Genomic DNA, 19,870 nt, shown 5'->3' with positions numbered 1-19,870 from the left:
CACATTAGGGTCGATGCCGTGAGCAGCGCAGCCCCCACGGCCCCCGACGCCGCCCCTGAGCAGGCATTGCGCCTCGCCGATCGGGCCAACCGCCGCCCCCGGGCCGTCCGGCTGCTGGCTGCCGTCCGCCGACACCGGGCGGACCTGCTGGCCGCTCTGATCTTCGCGGTGCTTGCCGGCTGGCTCACCCACGGGCTGTGGCCCGACCCGAGTGGCCGCACCCTGGCCCTCAACCCGGAGGACCAGACCCTCTACGAGTGGTTCCTGGCGGTGGACGCCCGCGCGCTGCTCGGTGACTTCGACCTGCTCACCGACCGGCTCAACGCTCCCGACGGCGTCAACCTGATGGCCAACACCACGGTGATCGCGCTCGGCGTCCTCCTCGCGCCGGTCACCCTGCTCCTCGGCGCACCCGTCACCTTCGCACTGCTCGCCGCCGCCAACCTCGCCGGCACCGCGCTCGCCTGGTACCTGCTGTTCCACCGGACACTGCGCGCCCGCCGGGTGGCCGCCGCACTCGGGGGCGGGCTGTGCGGGTTCGGACCCGGCATGGTCTCGCAGACGAACAGTCACCTGCACATGACCGCCCAGTGGCTGGTGCCGGTGATCATCTGGTTGGTCGTCCGGCTGCTGCGGGCGTCCGACCCGGGGCCCGGAGCACCCGACGGGGCCGGCCGGGGCCGAGCCGTCGGGCTGGACCGCCGACGGCTGTTGACCTCCGCGGCGGGGCTGGCCGGCGCGGTCACCGCGCAGGTCTTCATCGGCGAGGAGGTGCTCTTCCTCGCCGCGATCACGCTGCTGGTGATGGCGGTCGGCTACGCGGTGGCGGACCGGGACCTGGCCCGCCGGGCGCTCCCCGGGTTCGCCGCCGGGTTGGGGATCGCCGCCGGGCTCGCACTCCTGGTGCTCGGCTACCCACTGTGGTTCCAGTTCGCCGGACCGCAGGGCGTGGCCGACGGGATGTTCACCCCGGCCTACTTCTCCGCCGACCTGGCCAGTTGGTGGGCGCTGTCCCCGCTGTCGATCGCCGGCACCGACGGATCGGCCCGGCTGACCACCGGCCCCGCCGAGTACAACACGTTCCTCGGCTGGCCACTGCTGCTGGTCGCCGCGGTCTGCGTGGTCTGGGCCGGGCGACGCCGACTGGTCTTCGCCTGCGTCGTGGCGGGTCTGGTGATGGCGGCGCTCTCACTCGGCCCGGAGGTGGTGCTCGGCGGCACCAAGACGGCGATCCCCGGTCCGTACGCCCTGATCGGAGGGCTTCCGGTGGTGGACGGCGCGTTGCCGATGCGGTTCGCGTTGGCGTTGCTGCCGATCGTCGCGACGCTGCTGGTGCTCGCGGTCGACCGGGCTCTGCGCGGCTCCGGTCGCGCCCGGCGGCTGGTCCCCCTGGCCGTCGGCGTGGCGCTGCTGCCGATCTTCCCGACCCCCCTGCCGACCACCGGACGACCGGCCGTGCCGGAGTTCGTCACCGGCGGTCACTGGCGGCAGTGCGTGCCGCCGGGCGGGGTGCTGGTGCCGGTGCCGCTGCCCACGCCGAAGGAGCCGTGGCCGATGCGCTGGGCGACCGCCGCCGACGCCGGTTTCGGGCTGCCGGAGGGCTTCTTCATCGGGCCGTACGGACGCGGCGGCAGCGCGGCGATGGGCACGTTCAAGCAGCCCACCTCCGCGCTGCTGGCGGATGTCGCCCGGCGCGGCGACCAACCGGCGATCGGCGACGAGCAGCGCCGCCAGGCCGCCCGCGACGCGGACTTCTGGGGTGCCTCCTGTGTGGCGCTCACCGACGACGCCCCGCACGCCGAAGCCCTACGGGCAACCCTGGAACAGCTCTACGGCCCGGCAACCCGAATAGCCGACGCCTGGACCTGGCGCGTCTGACCCCGCCTAAGCCCAGACCCGGTGAAGCTACACGCGGGGCGCGCCGACCGGCTGGGACGCCTCGACGAACTCCTCGCGCGGGTCGTGCAACTGACCGAGGGCGACCACCTCACGCTTGAGGAAGAACGCCAACGACCAGTCCACCACCACGCGGACCTTGCGGTTGAACGACGGAATCCGGCTCATGTGGTACGTCCGGTGCATCACCCACGCCGGCCAACCGGTCATCTTGATCCCGTACACCTGGGCCACGCCCTTGTGCAGGCCGAGGCTCGCCACGCTGCCGACGTGCTTGTGCTTGTAGTCCACCGGCTCCCGGCCCCGGATCACGGCCGCGATGTTGTCGGCCATCCGGGCGGCCTGGCGCACCGCGTGCTGGGCGCTCGGCGAGCAGAAGTTGCCCGGCTCCTTGGTCAGGTCCGGAACGGCGGCGCAGTCACCGGCGCTCCAGGCACCCTCGAGCACCTGGTCACCGTCGACCACCTGAAGCGTGGGAATGCAGGTGATCCGCCGACGGTCGTCACGCGGGAAGTCGGTCGCGTCGAGCATCGGCGACGGCTTCACACCGGCCGTCCAGACGATCGTGTCGGAGCGGAAGCTGTCACCGTCGGAGAGCTTGACCACGCCGTCGACGCAGGACTCGAGCCGGGTGTCCAGCCGGATGTCCATGTTCCGCTTCAGTAGCTGCTGCACGGTGTAGGCACCCATGTCCCGGTCGACCTCGGGCAGCACCCGCTGGGTGGCTTCGACAAGCACCCAGCGCACCTCGTCCTGCTTCAGCTCCGGGTAGTAGCGCAGCGCGTCGCGAGCCATGTCCTCCATCTCGGCGAGCGCCTCGATGCCGGCGTACCCACCGCCGACGAAGGTGAAGGTCAGCGCCGACCGGCGGACGTCCGGATCCGGCGTGGCAGCCGCCACGTCGAGCCGATCCAGCACGTGGTTGCGCAGGTAGATCGCCTCACCGATGGTCTTGAACCCGATGCCCTGCTCGTGCAGGCCGGGGATCGGCAGGGTGCGGGAGACCGAACCCGGGGCCACGATCACGTGGTCGTAGGTGATCTCCCGGGCCGGGCCGCTGATCGGCTGCACGGTGGCAACCTTGCGGTCGTGCTCGATCCGCGTGACCGTGCCGGCCACCATCTTGCACCGCCGCAACTCTCGCCGCAGCGGCACCACGGAGTGCCGCGGGGAGATGTTGCCCGCCGCCGCCTCCGGCAGGAACGGCTGATAGGTCATGTGGGGTTGGGGGTCCACCACCATGACCTCAGCCTCACGGGAGCTGAGCTTCTTCGACAGGCGCAGGGCGGCGTACAGACCGACGTGCCCGGCACCAACCACAAGGATCCGCTTCGGATTCACGTTGTCTATCTTTCCCCGGCCGGCTCAGGTAATCCCGCTCGCGCCCCCCATCTGTGACGGAGCACAACCCGTGTGACCTGCGTAACCCTCATGTCGCAGCGGTCACCGCCGGCGCAGCAGCCACCCCAGCAACGCTGCCGTCCCCACCGCCACCAGCAGCCCCAGCACGGTCACCCACTGGTATCCGGCGCCACCACCCGCCCCCGCCGCCTCCAGCAGCACGACGCCGAGCACGGCGGCGCCCAACAGCACGGCGGCCGCCCGCACCAGCCAGCGCGTGATCAACTCGGGGTCCACCACCGCGTCGTACGGCAACAGCGCGGCAAGCGCGCAGAGGGTGTGACCCAGGTAGAGCAGGGCCGCGACGGCGAGCAACCGCCAGAGGGCCACCGGACGGCCGTACCCGTCGGTGGCGAGCAACCAGCCGCCAACCGTGACCAACGCCGTGAAGGTCGCCCAGATCCGACGCGGCCCGATCGCGGGCAACAGGGCGGCAACCGCCAGGAAGAGGATCGGCCGGCCGGCAAGCACCTCGGCGGGGAACGCCAGGGCGAAACCGGCGAGCACGATGACGAAGATCGCAGCCCGGACCAGCAGCGGGGCAACGCTGATGCGGGCAACGGCGCCCTGCGCCGCCCGCACCCGCCCGGTAACGGCATCGATCATCGGTGCCTGCCCTCGTTTCTCGCGCTCACCACGCCCGCCCTCACCGCGCCCGCCCTCCGTTCGCGACTGCGGGGCTCGCAAGCTCACCCCTCGCGCTCACCGGCCACCGACCCTTGGGGCCGTCGCCAGCCGGGCCACGTCCCGCAGCACCAGGTCCAGGCTGCCCGCGCCGGCCCAGCGCACCACCGGCACGCCGTGCTCCCGGAGCTGCCCGATCATGATCTCCCGGTCCAGGCGCCACAACCGGTACGCCACCTCGGCCCAACCCCGGTCCTTCGGCGACGCCAGATCGGTCGGCAACGTGTCGACCGCCACCACGAACCGCCCACCGCGGGCCAACCGGGCGAGCATCTGCGCCGACCGTTCGTCGAGCAGCGGGGTGAGCACCACCACCAACGCGTCCGAGGAGAGCAACTGCGGGCCGAAGACCTGGTCGTACGGCTCGTGCGCGGACGCGTGGACCCGGACGTCGAGCAGCCACTCCAGGACGGTCAGGTACTGCCGCCGCCCGGCGGCCGGCCGGAGCCGACGGGCTGCCGGCCCGTACTCCAGCAGCGAGACCCGGTCACCCCGGTGCAGGTAGTGCTCGGCGATCGCCGCGGTGGCCCGGACGGTGGTGTCCAGCACCGAGGCCGCGCCGTCCACCCCGCCGGAGCGGCCCGCCTCGGCGAGCACGTCGAGCAGCACCACCACCTCCGCGTCCCGGTCGGAGAGGGTGGCGGCCACGTGCAGTTGCCGCGCCCGCAACGACACCCGCCAGTCGATCCGGCGCAGCCGGTCCCCCGGGGCGAAGACGCGTACGCCGGCCAACTCGCCGCCCTCGCCAGGTCGACGGGAGTGGTGCGCCCCGACCAGACCGGCGGCGCGGGGCATCGCCTCGACCGCCTCGAACGGCTCGGTACGCGGGTACACCCGTACCCGGACCGGTTCGGAGATCACCGCCCGGGAGACCAGCAGACCTCCCGCTGTGGCGACCCGGGCACCGGCGGGGCCGATCGGGTGCCGGCCCCAGCGCAGCGCCTTGCCGGCCAACTCCAGGTCCACCGCGGCACCGATCGGCACCGAGGTGACGAACGGCCGGTCCGCCGCGGACCGACGTCCACCACTGACCGGAGCCGTCGTACCCGTCGCCGGGGTGGCGGGCGGCGCCTCGCCGTCGACCGTTGCGTTGTCGGCGAAGCCGGCCCGCTCGATCGGCAACCACGGCGACACCCGGGACCGCATCACCACCAGGTCGTAGTCGACCGTGTCCGGGTTGCCGACGCTCACCGCCGCCGTGACGTCTCCGCCCTCGACGAGCGGCCCGCCGTCACCCTGGCTGATCCACACCTGCGGCAGCGCCGTGGGCCGTCGGCGCAACGCGTACGCGGTGCCCAGCGCGAACGGGGCGGCCAGCACGATCAGGTCCACCCGACCCAGCAGCACACCGGCCACCAGCAGCAGACCGGCGAGCAGCACCGCGCGACCGAGCGCCGGGGTGGGCGCCCAGCCGGCAGCCGGTTCCGCTTCGGTGGCCCTCGGCACGGTCGGTCCGGTCATCAGTGCCGGGGCCCGCCGGCGGCGTAACTGGGCAGCGCGCCACTGGCCGGGGCGGGGGTCGACTCCAGCACCTCACCCACCACGAACGCCGGGTCGACCCGGCGCAGCCACATCTCCGGGCGCAGGGTGATCCGGTGCGCCAGGGCGGGCGCCGCCACCGACTTGACGTCCTCCGGCACCACGTAGTCCCGTCCGCCGAACACCGCGCGGACCCGGGCCAGCAGCAACAGCGCCAGCGAACCGCGAGGCGAGGCGCCGACCAGCACCGACGGGTGCTCCCGGGTGGCCGCGGTGAGCGACACGATGTAGCGGCCGATGGAGTCCTCCACCACCACGTCCTCCAGGGCGGCCTGCATGGCACGCAGCGTCGCCGCGTCGACCACCGCCTTGATGTCCGCCTCCTCCCGACGGCGGCTCATCCGGCGGCGCAGTACCTCCCACTCCTCTTCGTGCTGCGGGTAACCGAACGAGACCCGCAGCAGGAACCGGTCCAGTTGCGCCTCGGGCAGCGGGTAGGTGCCCTCGTACTCGATCGGGTTGGCGGTGGCAAGCACGTGGAACGGTTCGTCCAGCTTGTAGGTCACCCCCTCCACCGAGACCTGCTTCTCCTGCATGGCCTCCAGCAGCGCGGACTGGGTCTTCGGCGGCGTCCGGTTGATCTCGTCGGCGAGGAGCAGGTTGGTGAAGACCGGCCCGGCCCGGAAGGTGAAGTCGCCGTTGCGCTGGTCGTAGAGGAACGAGCCGGTGACGTCGGCGGGCAGCAGGTCGGGGGTGAACTGCAACCGACGGAAGTCCAACCCGAGGGCCTGGGCGAACGAGCGGGCGGTGAGCGTCTTACCGAGCCCCGGGAGGTCTTCCAGGAGCACGTGCCCGCCCGCGAGGATGCCGGCGAGGACCAGCTCCAACGCTTCCCGTTTGCCGACCACCACGGTGCCGACCGCGTCCAGGACCGCCCGAGCCAGGTGCCCGACCTCGGCGGGGGCAATGCTCCGGTCCACGTCGTTCATCAGATGCTCTCCAGTTCGGCGACGATCACCGCGAGGTCGCGCGGCGACGGGGTGCGGCGAGGCGGGGTCTCCAGGAACGTCCAGAGCCGGTCACCCAGCAGGACGCGAGCGCGGGCAGGATCCGACTCACGGGTGACGCCGTGTTTCAGACGCATCCGCTCGTCGGCCAGCTCACCGATCCGGGGCAGCACCGTCCCGGTGAACCGTTCGGGTCGGGTCGAGGACCAGTCCAGGGGCCACTCCCACCGGTTGATCGCGCTCCGCAGCGCGTCCCGGGCACCCCAGTTGTAGCTGCCGTCCTCCTCGCCCGCGCCGACCCGGCCACCGCCCGGCGGCGGGGGCGGCGGCGCGAGGAGGGCGGTGACCCGGCGTACCGCGAGCACGGCGAGCACCCCGGCGACGAGCACCGGCAGCGAGACCTGGAGACCCACCGCGCGGAGGCCGACGAGCAGGACCGCCACCAACGCGGCGGCCCACGCGAGCAGGCGCAGCACCGGACGCCACCGGGAGTCGCGCGGCTGCGGACCCACCGGCGCCGATTCCTCCTCGAACGCGAGCAGATCGTCGATGCTGGTGCTGCTCATGAGGTCACCACCGTCGTCAACTCTCCACGCAGCCGACCCAGCGCGGCGCGGGCCTGGTCCCGGGTGCTCTCACCGACCGGGTGCGTCGCGTACCGGGCCTCCCGGTAGACGTGCGCGAACTCGGCCAGCACGTCGGCGCTGGCGATGGCTGGTACGCCCGCCTCCGGGTCACCCTGCAACAGTCGGCTGACCAGATCGGTGGGGGTGTCCCCGGCGAGCCTCGGCACACCGGCCGCGGCGGCGGTCTCCTCCAGGCGTACCCAGCAGGCGATCACCGCCACCCGGGGGTCGGTGTCCCGGTCGTCGAGTTCCACCAGGCCGGCGTCGAGGGCGGCGACCACCTCGCGGGCGGTGCCCTCGGCGGTACGACGGGCCCGCTGCGCCGGCAGCGCCCGGGTGGTGCGGCGCATCGCGCCCCGGATCAGGACCCAGCACAGGTAGCCGAGTGCCGCGAGGACAGCCAGCCCGAGCAGGGCCACCGCGACCGTGCCGACCCACTGCGGAATGTGCGCCTGGGTGGCTTCGCCGGCGTCGCGCGGCTCGACCGGGATGGACGGTGACGGCTCGACGGTCGGGTACTCGGGCACCCAGGGCACGTTGTCCGCCGCCGGCGGGATCCGACTGGCCCCGATCGACGAGTGGGCGGACGCCAGCGCGGCAACGCCGAGCAGGACGGCGATCGCGCCGACCGGCCACCACCGACGGAGCAGACCGAGCACCGGGCGCAGCACACCCGGTTCGGCGGATCGTACCGGCGTGGGCGGGCGTGTTCCGTCTGTCATCGCCACCACCCCACGCGTCGTCTCAGTCCACTCCGGCCAGCTGCTTAGCCTGGCCGAAGACGTCGTCCAACATCCCTGGTGTCAACCGCCCGGTGAAGGTGTTCTGCTGACTGACGTGGTAGCAGCCCAGCAAGTCCGGAGCGTTCGTGCCGGACCAGTGTGCCCCATGACCGAACGACGGTCGCGGGCTGGGCGGGCGCTGCCCGTACACCGCTCGAAGCACCGGCCACCACGCAGCCCACGCGAACGCGCCGAGCGCGACCACGACCCGCAGGGTGGGGCGGATCAGCGTGACCTCGCGGTGCAGCCAGGGGGCGCAGGTGTCCCGTTCCGGTGGGGTCGGCTTGTTGTCCGGAGGCGCACACCTGACGGCCGCGAAGATCCGCAGGTCCCGCACGGTGAGCCCGTCGTCGGCGGCGACGCTCGTCGGCTGGTTGGCCAGCCCGGCCCGGTGCAGCGCGGCGAACAACACGTCACCCGAGCGGTCGCCGGTGAAGATCCGGCCGGTGCGGTTGCCGCCGTGCGCGGCGGGTGCCAGCCCGAGGATGGCGATCCGCGCGTCGCCGGTGCCGAAACCCGGCACCGGTCGGCCCCAGTACTCCTGGTCGCGGAAGGCGGCCCGCCGGGTGCGTGCGACCTCCTCCCGCCACTCGACCAGTCGAGGGCAGGCGAAACAGTCCCCCACCGCCGCGTCGAGGTCGGCCAGGTCGGTCGCCCGCGCTGCGCGGGCGACCACCTGTTCGGGGGTACGCGACTCAGCCAAGCTTGGCCCGGAAGAGTTCGAGGGTGCGGGCGAAGGCACTTGAGGCGGCGCGCTGGTCGAACGCCTCCGGCCGGTCGTCGTTGAAGAAGGCGTGCGAGGTGCCCGGGTAGTCGTAGAGGTGGCAGTCGCCGCCGGCCTCCTCGATGGCGCGGCGAGCGGTCTGCACGCCCTCGGCGGCCGAGGTGCCGTCCTCTTCGGAGCAGTGGATGACCGCTGCCTTGCCGGCGTAGTCGGCCCAGTCGGGACGCATCGACTCCCAGGGCAGGACGGGATAGAACCCGACGGTGGCGACGATCCGCTCGGAGACCGTGGCCGACCAGAGAGCGAGGCTGCCACCGGCGCAGAAGCCCACGGCCCCGACCTTACCGGTGACCTCGGGCCGCCCGGCGAGATAGTCGGCCGCGCCGGCGATGTCCTTCGCCGCCTCGTCCATCCGCATCGCCAGCAGGAGCCGCTGTGCCTCGTCCGGCTCGCTCGCCGTCTCACCGTGGTAGAAATCCGGCGCGAGGGCGACGAAACCGGCCTCGGCGAAGCGGTCCGCCACCGACCGGATGTGCGGGACCAGGCCCCACCACTCCTGGATGACGATGACGGCGGGGCTGGCCGTGCCGCTGGCGGGTATCGCGAGATACCCCTCGCTCGCGCCCCCGTTGCTGCGGTAGCTCACCATTTCGCCCATGGGCCGTCCTCCTAGCGGTCAGTCATCGTTGGCTGGTCGCCCAGTGGTCCTACGTGCCGGTAGCCTGCCACGACACGCGGCCCCTCGGGAAGACGCCGGAACAGTGGCATTCACCTCCTGTTCGCTAGCCGGTGACTCCGGGTACGCCGACGGCGGCGGGGTCTCCCCCGCCGCCGTCGACGCCGATCCGCCGCGCCGGTCAGACCTTCTTGGTCAGGCAGAGCACATAGCCCGTCTTGCCCGGCTCGATGCTGGAGAAGATGTACCCCTCCTGGCCCTCCTGGAAGTACTGGGTGCAGGTGGTGTCGGCCTTCGCCTGTGCCTCACTCTGGCCGTCCACCCGACCGACCACGGTGTACGCCGCCTCGGTGGAGGTGCACTCCACGACCTTGGCGCCGTCGACCTTCTCCTGCTCGTTGCCGGTGACCTCGGGCAGCTTGGCGATGCAGTCGCCGGTCTTGGCGTCCGCGGTCTCGTCCTTGTTGAAGAAGTTGCCGATCGCCGAGGCGACGCCGAACTTCAGGCCGGCGATGACGACGATGGCGAGGATCGCACCGACGATGCCGAGGACCTTCGTCGCGCCGGACTTCTCCGCCTTCGGCTCGGCCGCCTGCGGCGTTTCGGCGGTGTGCGTCTCGGCGGTTTGCGTCTCGGCCGGCTGCGGCGTCTCCGGGGTTTGCGTCTCGGCCGGCTGCGGCGTCCCGGCGGCTTGCGGCGTCTCGGCGGCTTGCGTGGCGGCCGGCTGCGGCGTCCCAGTGGCTTGCGTGGCGGCCGGCTGCGCCGCATCGGAGGCTTGCACCGCCTCGGCGGCCGGCTTCGGCTCGCCCGACGGCTGCTGCGGCACGGCAGGCTGCGGCGCGGCCGCTTGCGGCGTCTCGACGGCCGGCTCAGGGGTTCCGGCGTCGGGCGCGGGGGGCGGTGCGACCTGCTCTGGCACGGGGGTTCCTTCCGAGGGGTAGATGAGCAGACGACACCGTAACGATCATTGATTTCCGGTGCCGTCCCGCTCGCCTCGTCCGTTCAGTCATTTCCCAGCATCGGCCGCATGATCCAGTTCACACCGTCGATCAGCTCGTCGGGATGGGTGTTGGAGTGTCACTCGGCGTCGCCGTGGGTTCGCCGGGCGCTCCACTCGGCTCCAGCGTCGGTGTACCGGTCGGCCCCGGCGTCGGCGTGCCGGTCGGCTCCGGCGTCGGCGTGCCGGTCGGCTCCGGAGTGCTGATGGCGGCCGGCGCCGACGGTGGGGTTCCGCCCGGGCCTCGGGGCCCGAAGGGCGCCCGGCCCACGCAGTACGGGTACGGCCGCAGCAGCGGGTTGCCGTACTCGTCGACGCGGCCCTCGCAGTCCGGGTAGCCGAGCCGGATCGGATTGCCGTTCTGGTCGAAGAGCCTGGCGTTCTCCACCAGCCGGCCCTCGCTGTCGTAGACGAAGACGTCCTGGACGTGGTCGTACGGGCCGTTGATCGACGTCTGATCGATGCCGTAGTCGCCGTACCGCATCCGGTCCTCCGCCTGGATCAGCGCGGCGAACGCGAAGACCACAAGCACAACGCTCGCGACCTGCACCGCCGAGCGCGGCCAGCGGGTCAGCTGGGCCGAACTGCGACCGATCCAGATGGAACCGAGCACGAAGCCGACCAGCATGATCAGGCCGGCGAGCAGCTCACCGCCGAACCTCGGCAGGAGCCCGAAGTCGCCACCCGTGGTGATCACGGTGACCAGCATCGCCGCGAGATAGCCGCGCAGCACCCACCAGGCCGGGCGCAGAAGTCGGAGGAAGTCGCTTGCCGTCGCGTACCCCAGGGGTGGTCCGAGCCGGGTGTCCAGCGTGCGCAGCCGGCCGCGGGCCTGAGCCACCACGCTCGCCACCCGCTGGTCGAGGTTGCGCCCACCACCCGGCGCGGCACCGGCCGCGGCGCGCAGCTCGGCGGCGTACGTCTCGGGCTCGCCAAGCCGCTCGACCAGGGTGCCCTCGGACTCGGCGGCGACCTCGGTGAGGTGGTCGGCCAGATCCTCGATCAGCTCGTCCCGCTGCCCGGGCGGCAGGTCGGCCAGAGCGGCCCGAACGCGCGCCACATAGTCGGTGATCTCCTGCTCCGCGACGGTCATGCCGCCATCCCCCGATCGTCGAGCAGACTGTCCATGGTGGTGGCGAACGAGCGCCAGAGCTTGCCGGAGCGGGTCAGTTGGTCGCGCCCCGCAGCATTGAGCGAGTAGTACTTGCGGTGCGGCCCCGACTCGCTCGGCACGACGTAGGTGGTGAGCAGGCCGGCGGCGTAGAGGCGGCGCAGCGTCCCGTAGACCGAGGCGTCACCGACCTCCTCCATGCCGGCCTCACGAAGCCGGCGCAGGATGTCGTAGCCGTAACCGTCCTCATCACGAAGCACGGCAAGGACGGCCAGATCGAGCACGCCCTTCAACAACTGTGTGGTGTCCACGCATTGCACACTAGTGCGCAATGCGAAGTACCGTCAACGGATCCCCCACGACACGCCGGGCGGGGGCGAGGCGGCACGGGCGGGACGCGCGCACGGGCGGGACGCGCGCGCGGCCGGGGGGCGGGGGCAGGCGGCACGGGCGGGGTGCGGGCGGGGTGCGGGCGGAGAAGGACTGACGCAAGTACGGCCTGCCGTGCCGCGCGGCACATTGATCGACTCGGTTTTCAGGAAGTCGGGGCGTCCGAGGCGCCCGGACCACGCGGTTTCCTTGAAGGTGAGTTGATCAAGCGGTTAGGGCGCGGTGGTTGGCTGGAGGCTCCAGGCGATGCCGTCGAGGATGTCGTGCTCCGAGGCGACCACCGACGGCATCCCGGCCCGCTCCATGATCACGCGAAGCACCAGCGCGCCCGCGCCGATCACGTCGGCGCGGCCCGGGTGCATCACCGGGTTCGACAACCGCTGCTCACGGGTCTGCCCCAGCAGTTCCCCGGTCACCCGGGCGACCTCCTCGTACGACACCCGGGCGTGGTGGATGCGCTCCGGCTCGTACTCGCGCAGGCCCTGGGCGAGAGCGACGACGGTGGTGACCGACCCGGCGAGGCCGACCAGGGTGGCGGCCTCACGGCCGGGCACCGCGGCGAGCGCCCGGTCCACGACGGCGGCGATGTCGGCTTCGGCGGCCGCGACCTGCTCGGGCGTCGGGGGGTCGCCGGGCAGGTGGCGCTCGGTCATCCGGACGCAGCCGATGTCCACCGAGATCGCCGCGCGCACCCCGTCGGCCCGGTCACCGACCACGAACTCGGTGGATCCACCACCGATGTCGACGACCAGGAACGGCTCCTTCGCGTCGGCGGGCAGCCCGCGCACCGCGCCGGTGAACGACAGTCGGGCCTCCTCGTCGCCGCTGACCACCTCGGGCGCGACACCGAGGGTGGCCTGCACCATGTCGGTGAAGTCGGCGGCGTTCGCGGCGTCCCGGGAGGCCGAGGTGGCGCACATCCGCACCCGCTGCGCGCCGAGCTTCTCGATGTCGGCGGCGTACGACGCCAAGGCCACCCGGGTGCGCTCGATCGCCTCCGGTGCCAGCCGGCCGGTGCGGTCCACGCCCTGCCCCAGCCGGACGATCTCCATCCGCCGGGTCAGGTCGACGAGCGGCGCCGGTGGCCCGGCCGAGGCACCCGGCAGGTCGGCGACAAGCAGTCGGATCGAGTTGGTCCCGCAGTCGATGGCCGCCACACGCGTCGTCACGGCAGCAACCTTACGGCAGGACGGTCGGCCACCCGGCGGCTCGACGGCAGCAGACTCCAGCAAGCGTAGGACCAGACGCCGCACCGCCTGATCACAGCCGCAGCAGCATCCGGGTGTTGCCCAACGTGTTGGGTTTGACCCGTTCCAGGTCCAGGAACTCCGCGACACCCTCGTCGTACGAGCGCAGTAGCTGCTCGTAGACCGGCTGCGGCACCGGTGCGCCGTCGATCTCCCGGAAGCCGAACGAACCGAAGAACCGGGTCTCGAAGGTCAGCACGAAGATCCGTGCCACGCCCAACTCCCGGGCCGCGTCGATCAGCTCGCCGACCAGCCGGTGACCGATCCGCTGGCCCCGGCAGGTCGGGTCCACGGCGACCGTGCGGATCTCGGCCAGGTCCTCCCACATCACGTGCAGCGCTCCGCAGCCGACCACTGCGTCGTCCTCCGCCCGGACCGCTACCCGGAACTCCTGCACGTGCTCGTACAGGGTGACGGTGGCCTTGCTCAGCAGCCGTCGGTCGTCGGTGTAGGTGTCGACCAACCGGCGGATGCCCCGCACGTCCCCGGTGCGGGCCTGCCGTACCGTGATCTGGTCCTCGGCCTGGGCTCTCATTCGGCTGACGGCACGGCCACGCACGGCCCGGTCGCCCACCAGGGCTCGACCAGCTCCAGCGTCTCGTCGCCGAACGGGTTCACCCCCGGCCCGGCACCCAGCGCGTGCCCCAGGTGCACGTGCAGGCACTTGACCCGGCCCGGCATCCCGCCGGCCGAGATGCCGGCGATCTCCGGAACCTCACCGATCGCCTCCCGGCGGGCGAGGTAGTCCTCGTGCGCGGCACGGTAGTGGGCGGCCAGCTCCGGGTCGGTCGTGAGCCGGTCGGCCATCTCCTTCATCAGCCCCGCCGACTCCAACCTGCTGCACGCCGCGGTGGCCCGGGGGCAGGTCAGGTAGTAGAGGGTCGGGAACGGGGTGCCGTCGGCGAGGCGGGGGGTCGTCTCGACCACGTCCGGCAGGCCGCACGGGCACCGGTGGGCGACCGCCCGGGTGCCCCGGGGCGTCCGGCCGAGCTGCGCGGCCACCGCCGCCAGGTCGGCCTCGGTGGCCGGCTCGCGCTGCGGCAGGGGTACGGAATCCGCCGCCGGCTCCGACGGTGGTACGACAGTCACGGTGCCCATCTCTCCTGGTGCGCTGGTCGGTGGCTCACTTGCCCGGTTGCTGGCTGTCCGCGGCCTGCACGCTCGACCAGAGCGTGTCGTACCAGGTCGTCGGCCCGGGCGGGGCGGCCGGTCCGGCCGACTTCCCAGCGTCCCGGGCGGCGCCCTCCGGGTCGTGCAGCACCACCATCATCTTCTCGCCCGGCCGGCCCATGAAGAACCGTTCCCGAGCCTGCGTCTCGATGAACGCCTTGTCCTGCCACTTCGCGGCCCGCTCGGCGAGCTTCGCGATCTCCCGCTCCTGCGCCGCCTGGGCGGCCTCCATCCGCTCGATGTTGGCCTGCTGGTCGAGGTAGACCCGGACCGGGTAGGTGTAGGCCAGCGCGAGCGCGATCAGGACGGCGAAGAGCACGGTGGCCCGGCCGGTGAAGCGACGGGGGCGGGGTGCGGCGAGCCGCTTCACGCCACCACCGGCGGCGGTACGCCGAGCGGCGGCCGGACGGTTCGCGGAGCGCACGCCTTCGGCGCCCCGGGCAGCACCCGGCGCGCGACCGGCAGCGCGCGGCTCGGCGCGTACCCCGGCCTCCCGGACCGATCCCCGCGTGGCCCGCCCACCGCCCGGCCGACCGGACTGACCCGGTCGGCGGGCGGGACGCTGACCACCCGGTGTGCGGCGCTGCTGCATCGTCACACCCCTCCCCCGAGGCTTCGCGCGTCTCAGGCCGAACGGTAGCGCGGGAACGCGCCAGCGCCGGCGTAGCGCGCCGCGTCGGCCAGCTCCTCCTCGATCCGGAGCAACTGGTTGTACTTGGCGACGCGGTCCGAACGGGCCGGCGCGCCGGTCTTGATCTGGCCGCAGCCGGTGGCCACGGCCAGGTCGGCGATGGTGGTGTCCTCGGTCTCGCCGGAGCGGTGGCTCATCATGCACTTGAAGCCGGCCCGGTGGGCCAGGTCCACCGCGTCCAGGGTCTCGGTCAGCGAGCCGATCTGGTTGACCTTGACGAGAACCGCGTTCGCGGACTTCTCCGCGATGCCCCGGGCGATGCGCTGCGGGTTGGTCACGAACAGGTCGTCACCGACGATCTGCACCCGGTCGCCGATCGAGGCGGTCAGCGTCTGCCAGCCGCTCCAGTCGTCCTCGGCCAGCGGGTCCTCGATCGACACGATCGGGTACTCGTCGGCCAGCTTGGTGTAGTAGGTGCTCATCTCGTCGGCCGACTTCGCGGCACCCTCGAACGTGTAGGTGCCGTTGTCGAAGAACTCGGTGGCCGCCACGTCGAGCGCGAACACGATGTCGGTGCCGAGCCGGTAACCGGCCTTCTCGACCGCCTCGGCGATCAGGTCCAGGGCCGCCGCGTTGGTCGGCAGGTTGGGCGCAAAGCCACCCTCGTCACCGAGCCCGGTGGACAGGCCCTTCTTCTTCAGCACCGACTTCAGCGCGTGGTAGACCTCCGCGCCCGAGCGCAGCGCCTCCCGGAAGGTGGGCGCGCCGATCGGCGCGATCATGAACTCCTGGATGTCGACGTTCGAGTCGGCGTGCGCGCCACCGTTGAGGATGTTCATCATCGGCACGGGCAGGAGGTGCGCGTTCGGGCCGCCCAGGTAGCGGAAGAGGCTCAGCTCGGCGCTGCCGGCAGCGGCCTTCGCCACCGCCAGGGAGACCCCGAGGATGGCGTTCGCGCCCAGCTCCGACTTGCTGTCGGTGCCGTCGATGTCGAGCATCTTCTGGTCGATCAGCCGCTGCTCGCTGGCCTCGTACCCGATGATCTGGTCGACGATCTTGTCTTCGACGTTGGAGACCGCCTTCTCCACGCCCTTGCCCTGGTAGCGGTCGGCGTCACCGTCGCGCAGCTCGATCGCCTCGAAGGCGCCGGTGGAGGCGCCGGAGGGCACGGCGGCGCGGGCCACCGTGCCGTCGTCCAGGCCGACCTCGACCTCGACCGTGGGGTTGCCCCGCGAGTCGAGAATCTCCCGGGCGACGATTCCCTCGATGGTTGCCACTAAGTCGCTCCTCGTTGTTGTGATCCGGTCCGTGGGTGGGCCGCGACGGTGCGGCTGAGGCAGGTGTTGAACGCAGCGTATCGGGCGGCGGGAACGAGCACGGCGTCGCCCGCGCACCCGAGTCACCCCGCGTTGACGGACATTCCCGGATTTCCGGGCGTCAACCGGCAACGGGTTTGCGCTGCGCGGACCAGATCCACCAGGCTGGTCGCCATGCCCGCCGCCTCGACCACCCTCCGCATGCTCGCCGTGTCGGTCATCGCGTCGCTCACGGTCACCGGCTGTCAGACATTCGAGGACGCCGGAGTCGCCATGGGCCGCTCGGAACTCGTCAACGACCTCGCCGCCCGACTCGATCGGGCCCTGGAGTTGACCTACTCGGCCGACTACCAACTGCCCGGCGGCCAGACCGCGGCGATCGTGCAGGCACAGGACCCGGCCCGATCCACGTACACCTACCCGGGTGGGCAACTCACCGTCACTCCGGATGCCATCACCAGGTGTACGACGACCGGCGCCCGCCCGCAGTGCACGCTCGTCGCCCCGCCCAGCCCGGGCAGCAAGCCCACGGTGACGCTGTTCGGCGAGGCCAACCGGCAGGGCCTCGTCACGCCGCCGGTGGTGGTCGGGCTGCTCACCGCCGCCGCGCTCGACCCGCAAGCGGTGATCGAGCAGAAGGACACCACGGTCGCCGGGCACCACGCCGCCTGCGTCGCGGTGGAGAGCGCGTCCGGCGACTTCACCGCCTGCGTGACCACCGAGGGTGTGCTCGGCAGCTTCACCGGGCCGGTCGACGGCAAGCCGATGGAGCTGGCCCTGAGCGACTACTCGGCGACCGTCGACGAGGACGCCTTCGACCCGCCCGCCGGTGCCGGCGTCGTCGACCGCCGCCCCGGCGGCTCGTGACCAACCCCACGTCGACCGCGCGACTGCCGCCCGCGTACTCCATCTCGCGCTGGCTGATCGACGCGACGGTGACCGGCGCGCGGCGCCGAGCCGACGCGGCCCCGGCGTGTCTGCTCAGAGACCGAGCAGGGTGCGCAGGTGGCGCGGGGGCGGGCAGTCGTGGGCGAGCATCGCGTCGTGCCAGTCGCGGACGGACACCCCGTCCGGGCGGGCGGCGGCGATCTCGGCCACCTCGCTGTACCCGACGAAGTAGGTGGAGAGCTGGGTGGAGGTGAGCTGCGCCCGCCGCCACTTGCCGGCCGCCTCGCCCTCCTCCTGGAAACCGCGCCCGGTCATCAACGCCATCGCCTCGACCTCGGGCAGGTCCTCGGCGTGCACCAGTTGGTCCAGCAGAGCGTTGATGGTCATCCGGAGCTGCATCTTGAGCTGCTGCAACCGCACCGGCAGACCCCCGAAGCCGAGCCCCGTCATCACCTCCTCCGCGTAGACCGCCCAGCCCTCGATGAACGGGCCGGACTCGGCCAACGCGCGAACCCGGGTGCCGCCGACGTAGCGGCGGGCGTGGGCGAGTTGCAGGAAGTGCCCCGGCATCGCCTCGTGCACCGTCAGGTTGCGGATCATGTGGTCGTTGTACTCGCGGTAGAACGACTCCACACGCCCCGCCGACCACTCCGACGGGGTCGGCGCGATGCAGTAGAAGGTCGGCACGACGGCGGTCTCCAGCGGGCCGGGCGCGTCGCAGTACGCCACCGCGACCCCCCGGGCGAACTCCGGCATCTCCTGGATCACACACCTGTCGTCGACGAGGGTGACCAGGTCGTGTGCGCGGACGAAGTCGGTCGCCTCGTCCAGGGTCACCCCGGCCAGCTCGACAACGGTCGCGTCGTTCGGGTGCTCGGCGGCGAGCAGGTCCAGCGCCCGGCGTACGGTCGCGTCGTCGGCCGGGCCGCCCACCAGCTCCACTGCGGCCTCGCGGATCTCCGCGGTGACCCGGTCCAGGTTGGCCCACGCGCGGCGCTGGATCTCGGCGGCGCCCAACTCGGTGTCGAGGGTGTGCCAGAGCCGGGCCTCCCACCGACGCCGACCCAGTCGGGGGTCACGGCCGGGGCCGGCATCGGCGGCCAGGCCGGCGCGCAGCCAGGCGACGAACTCGTCAAGGGCGGCGATCGCGGCGGTGGCCGCCGGCTCGACCCGGTCGAGGTGGCCCGGTGCCTGGGCGAGCAGCGCCGGCACCTCGTCCCGGATCAGGGCGGCGGTGCCGGTGAACTGCCCGACCGCCGTCTCGGCGTGGATCCGCGGCATGTCCCGCAGCGTCGCGCGGGCGGTGGCCAGGGCGTCCGGTACGGCGGCGAGCCGGCCGGCGAGGCTGGTCAGCCGGACGTCGGCCGGGGCGAACGGGCGGGCGAGGAGAGCGTGCAGCAGCGGGCCGGGGTTGTGCCGCAACGGGTTCCACTCGTGCGACCGGATCTCGGTCAGCTCGAACAGCTCGCGATCGACGAGTGAGGTGAGCAGCGCGTGGTCGACCTGATCGTCGACGTCGAGCGCGTCCGGGTCCAGTTCGGACAGCGCGTTGCCCGCGTCGGTGAGCATCGCCCGGTCGGCGGTCAACCCGTCGGCGGACAGGTCCGGCAGCCGACCGTCGAAGCGGTGGTCACCCGCCGCGGTGGCAACCCCCGGCCGCGATTCCAGAAGAGCCTCGACGACCCGCTCAGCCAGCACCCCAAACGCTTCCACCAGCTAACCCTACCGACCACCAAGCCCCCGCCGCCCAGTCCCGCCCCCACCCCACCCCACCCCACCCCACCCCAGTGGGTTGATCAAGAGGTTTGCGTCAGATCTGAGCCGAATCTTGACGCAAACCTCTTGATCAGCGAGAGCCGGCGGGTGGGGGTTCGGGTTCGGGTTCGGCGGCGCGGATGGTTTCGGCTTGGGTTAGGGCGGCGCGGCGTAGGGCTGCCTCCGGGTCTAGGCCCGCCTCGCGGGCCGCCGCCACCGTGGCCAGCAGGTCGGCACCCAACCTTGCCTCGGCGTCGGCGTCGGTTCCGGCCGACGGGGGCGGGACCTCGATGCCTCGGCGGGCGGCGCGGTCCAGGATCTGCGCGGCAAGAGAGAGCGCGGGCTGGCTCAGGGCCACACCGTCGAGCACCGAGTGGCGCGCCTTCTCCGCGCGCTTGATCCGCTCCCAGTTCTCGGTGATCTCCTCCAGGGTGCCCACCTCGGCGCCGGCGAAGACGTGCGGATTGCGCCGGATCATCTTGTCGACCAGGCCACCGGCCACGTCGTCGATGGTCCACCGCTCGCCCTCGGGCAGCTCCTCCGCCAGCCGCGCGTGCAGGACCACCTGCAACAACACGTCGCCCAACTCCTCGCGCAGCGCGTCGGTGTCATCAGCGCTTATCGCGTCGTACGCCTCGTAGCTCTCCTCAAGCAGGTAACCGGCGAGGCTGCGGTGCGTCTGCGCCCGCTTCCACGGGTCACCACCCGGAGAGGCCAGTCGATCCAGCACGGCCACCGCGTCGAGTAGCCGGGCACCCGGCGGATCCCACGAGCCGTACATCAACTCCATCTCGGCCAACCCCGGCTGCCGAGCCAACCGCAGACCCAACTCCCGGGCCAACGCCTCGTCACCCGCCGGGCCGGCCAACCACACCACCGTGCCGTGCGCCGCCACCGCGTCCAGCAGTGGCTGCGTCGCCGGACCCTCCACCACCGTGACCTCGGCGCCCGCCTGACGCACGGCCGTGACCAACTCGCTGTCCGCCCCGGTCAACACCGGGTGCTGGCGTACGACGTCCCACGCCGCGGAGGTCAACAGGCCCGCCGGCAACCGGGGTGAGGTGACCAGGAGGACGATCCGTGCGGTCAT

20 protein-coding genes are annotated in these 19,870 nt (G+C 72.3%); 2 read left to right on the top strand and 18 right to left on the bottom strand.

Going from position 1 to position 19,870, the window contains the following annotated elements; genetic code table 11:
• The first annotated feature begins 18 nt into the window (after positions 1–18).
• Positions 19–1,878: a hypothetical protein gene (locus AB0C15_RS16965; RefSeq protein ID WP_357352796.1), complete on the top strand. Its 1,860-nt coding sequence runs from the start codon at positions 19–21 to the stop codon at positions 1,876–1,878.
• A 27-nt stretch (positions 1,879–1,905) separates the two neighbouring features.
• Here AB0C15_RS16965 and AB0C15_RS16960 read toward each other — a convergent pair whose 3' ends face one another.
• The 16 genes from AB0C15_RS16960 to eno form a co-directional block, all read right to left on the bottom strand.
• Positions 1,906–3,237: an NAD(P)/FAD-dependent oxidoreductase gene (locus AB0C15_RS16960; RefSeq protein WP_357352794.1), complete on the bottom strand. Its 1,332-nt coding sequence runs from the start codon at positions 3,235–3,237 to the stop codon at positions 1,906–1,908.
• Positions 3,238–3,339: 102 nt separating this feature from the next.
• Complete coding sequence (locus AB0C15_RS16955) at positions 3,340–3,903, bottom strand: hypothetical protein (protein ID WP_357352792.1); 564 nt, start codon at positions 3,901–3,903, stop codon at positions 3,340–3,342.
• A 96-nt stretch (positions 3,904–3,999) separates the two neighbouring features.
• Entirely contained in the window at positions 4,000–5,442 is a 1,443-nt protein-coding gene (locus AB0C15_RS16950; RefSeq protein WP_357352790.1) for a DUF58 domain-containing protein, read from the bottom strand.
• Positions 5,442–6,449 (bottom strand): MoxR family ATPase, encoded by a 1,008-nt coding sequence (locus tag AB0C15_RS16945; RefSeq protein WP_357352788.1) that lies wholly within the window; start codon positions 6,447–6,449, stop codon positions 5,442–5,444. The genes AB0C15_RS16950 and AB0C15_RS16945 overlap by 1 nt, the downstream gene beginning before the upstream one ends.
• The gene (locus tag AB0C15_RS16940; protein WP_357352786.1) at positions 6,449–7,033 is read right to left on the bottom strand and encodes a hypothetical protein; all 585 of its coding nucleotides are present in this window, start codon (positions 7,031–7,033) and stop codon (positions 6,449–6,451) included. The genes AB0C15_RS16945 and AB0C15_RS16940 overlap by 1 nt, the downstream gene beginning before the upstream one ends.
• A complete protein-coding gene (locus AB0C15_RS16935; RefSeq protein ID WP_357352784.1) occupies positions 7,030–7,815 on the bottom strand; it encodes a DUF4129 domain-containing protein in 786 nt (261 codons plus the stop codon). Before AB0C15_RS16935 ends, AB0C15_RS16940 begins: the two co-directional genes overlap by 4 nt.
• Before the next feature lie 22 nt (positions 7,816–7,837).
• Entirely contained in the window at positions 7,838–8,551 is a 714-nt protein-coding gene (locus AB0C15_RS16930; RefSeq protein ID WP_357352782.1) for a uracil-DNA glycosylase, read from the bottom strand.
• 19 nt (positions 8,552–8,570) lie between these two features.
• A complete protein-coding gene (locus AB0C15_RS16925; RefSeq protein WP_357352780.1) occupies positions 8,571–9,257 on the bottom strand; it encodes a dienelactone hydrolase family protein in 687 nt (228 codons plus the stop codon).
• 199 nt (positions 9,258–9,456) lie between these two features.
• On the bottom strand, positions 9,457–10,194 hold the full coding sequence (locus tag AB0C15_RS16920; protein ID WP_357352778.1) for a hypothetical protein: 738 nt from the start codon (positions 10,192–10,194) through the stop codon (positions 9,457–9,459).
• A gap of 130 nt (positions 10,195–10,324) precedes the next feature.
• Entirely contained in the window at positions 10,325–11,365 is a 1,041-nt protein-coding gene (locus AB0C15_RS16915; RefSeq protein ID WP_357352776.1) for a hypothetical protein, read from the bottom strand.
• Positions 11,362–11,694, bottom strand: a complete 333-nt coding sequence (locus tag AB0C15_RS16910) for a PadR family transcriptional regulator (RefSeq protein ID WP_357352774.1) — start codon at positions 11,692–11,694, stop codon at positions 11,362–11,364. The genes AB0C15_RS16915 and AB0C15_RS16910 overlap by 4 nt, the downstream gene beginning before the upstream one ends.
• Before the next feature lie 291 nt (positions 11,695–11,985).
• Positions 11,986–12,930, bottom strand: a complete 945-nt coding sequence (locus tag AB0C15_RS16905) for a Ppx/GppA phosphatase family protein (protein WP_357352926.1) — start codon at positions 12,928–12,930, stop codon at positions 11,986–11,988.
• Between the two features lie 103 nt (positions 12,931–13,033).
• Positions 13,034–13,555 (bottom strand): amino-acid N-acetyltransferase, encoded by a 522-nt coding sequence (locus AB0C15_RS16900; RefSeq protein ID WP_357352772.1) that lies wholly within the window; start codon positions 13,553–13,555, stop codon positions 13,034–13,036.
• Positions 13,552–14,109 (bottom strand): DUF501 domain-containing protein, encoded by a 558-nt coding sequence (locus AB0C15_RS16895; protein WP_357352770.1) that lies wholly within the window; start codon positions 14,107–14,109, stop codon positions 13,552–13,554. Before AB0C15_RS16895 ends, AB0C15_RS16900 begins: the two co-directional genes overlap by 4 nt.
• A gap of 34 nt (positions 14,110–14,143) precedes the next feature.
• Positions 14,144–14,782 carry a septum formation initiator family protein gene (locus AB0C15_RS16890; RefSeq protein ID WP_357352924.1) on the bottom strand — a complete coding sequence of 213 codons (639 nt, stop codon included), beginning with the start codon at positions 14,780–14,782 and terminating at the stop codon, positions 14,144–14,146.
• Between the two features lie 32 nt (positions 14,783–14,814).
• Positions 14,815–16,098: a phosphopyruvate hydratase gene (gene eno / locus AB0C15_RS16885; protein ID WP_357352768.1), complete on the bottom strand. Its 1,284-nt coding sequence runs from the start codon at positions 16,096–16,098 to the stop codon at positions 14,815–14,817.
• A gap of 213 nt (positions 16,099–16,311) precedes the next feature.
• Between eno and AB0C15_RS16880 the strand changes: the two genes are divergently transcribed.
• The gene (locus AB0C15_RS16880) at positions 16,312–17,004 is read left to right on the top strand and encodes a hypothetical protein (protein ID WP_357352766.1); all 693 of its coding nucleotides are present in this window, start codon (positions 16,312–16,314) and stop codon (positions 17,002–17,004) included.
• A 114-nt stretch (positions 17,005–17,118) separates the two neighbouring features.
• Here AB0C15_RS16880 and AB0C15_RS16875 read toward each other — a convergent pair whose 3' ends face one another.
• Both AB0C15_RS16875 and AB0C15_RS16870 read right to left on the bottom strand, forming a co-directional pair.
• Positions 17,119–18,738 (bottom strand): DUF885 domain-containing protein, encoded by a 1,620-nt coding sequence (locus AB0C15_RS16875; protein WP_357352764.1) that lies wholly within the window; start codon positions 18,736–18,738, stop codon positions 17,119–17,121.
• A gap of 133 nt (positions 18,739–18,871) precedes the next feature.
• Positions 18,872–19,870 (bottom strand): nucleoside triphosphate pyrophosphohydrolase, encoded by a 999-nt coding sequence (locus tag AB0C15_RS16870; RefSeq protein ID WP_357352762.1) that lies wholly within the window; start codon positions 19,868–19,870, stop codon positions 18,872–18,874.

Origin of the sequence: Micromonospora sp. NPDC048835 (assembly GCF_040649995.1) — a bacterium.
Lineage (GTDB): Bacteria > Actinomycetota > Actinomycetes > Mycobacteriales > Micromonosporaceae > Micromonospora.
Note: the sequence above shows the minus strand (reverse complement) of the source record. Positions and strands in the feature narration are given on the sequence as shown.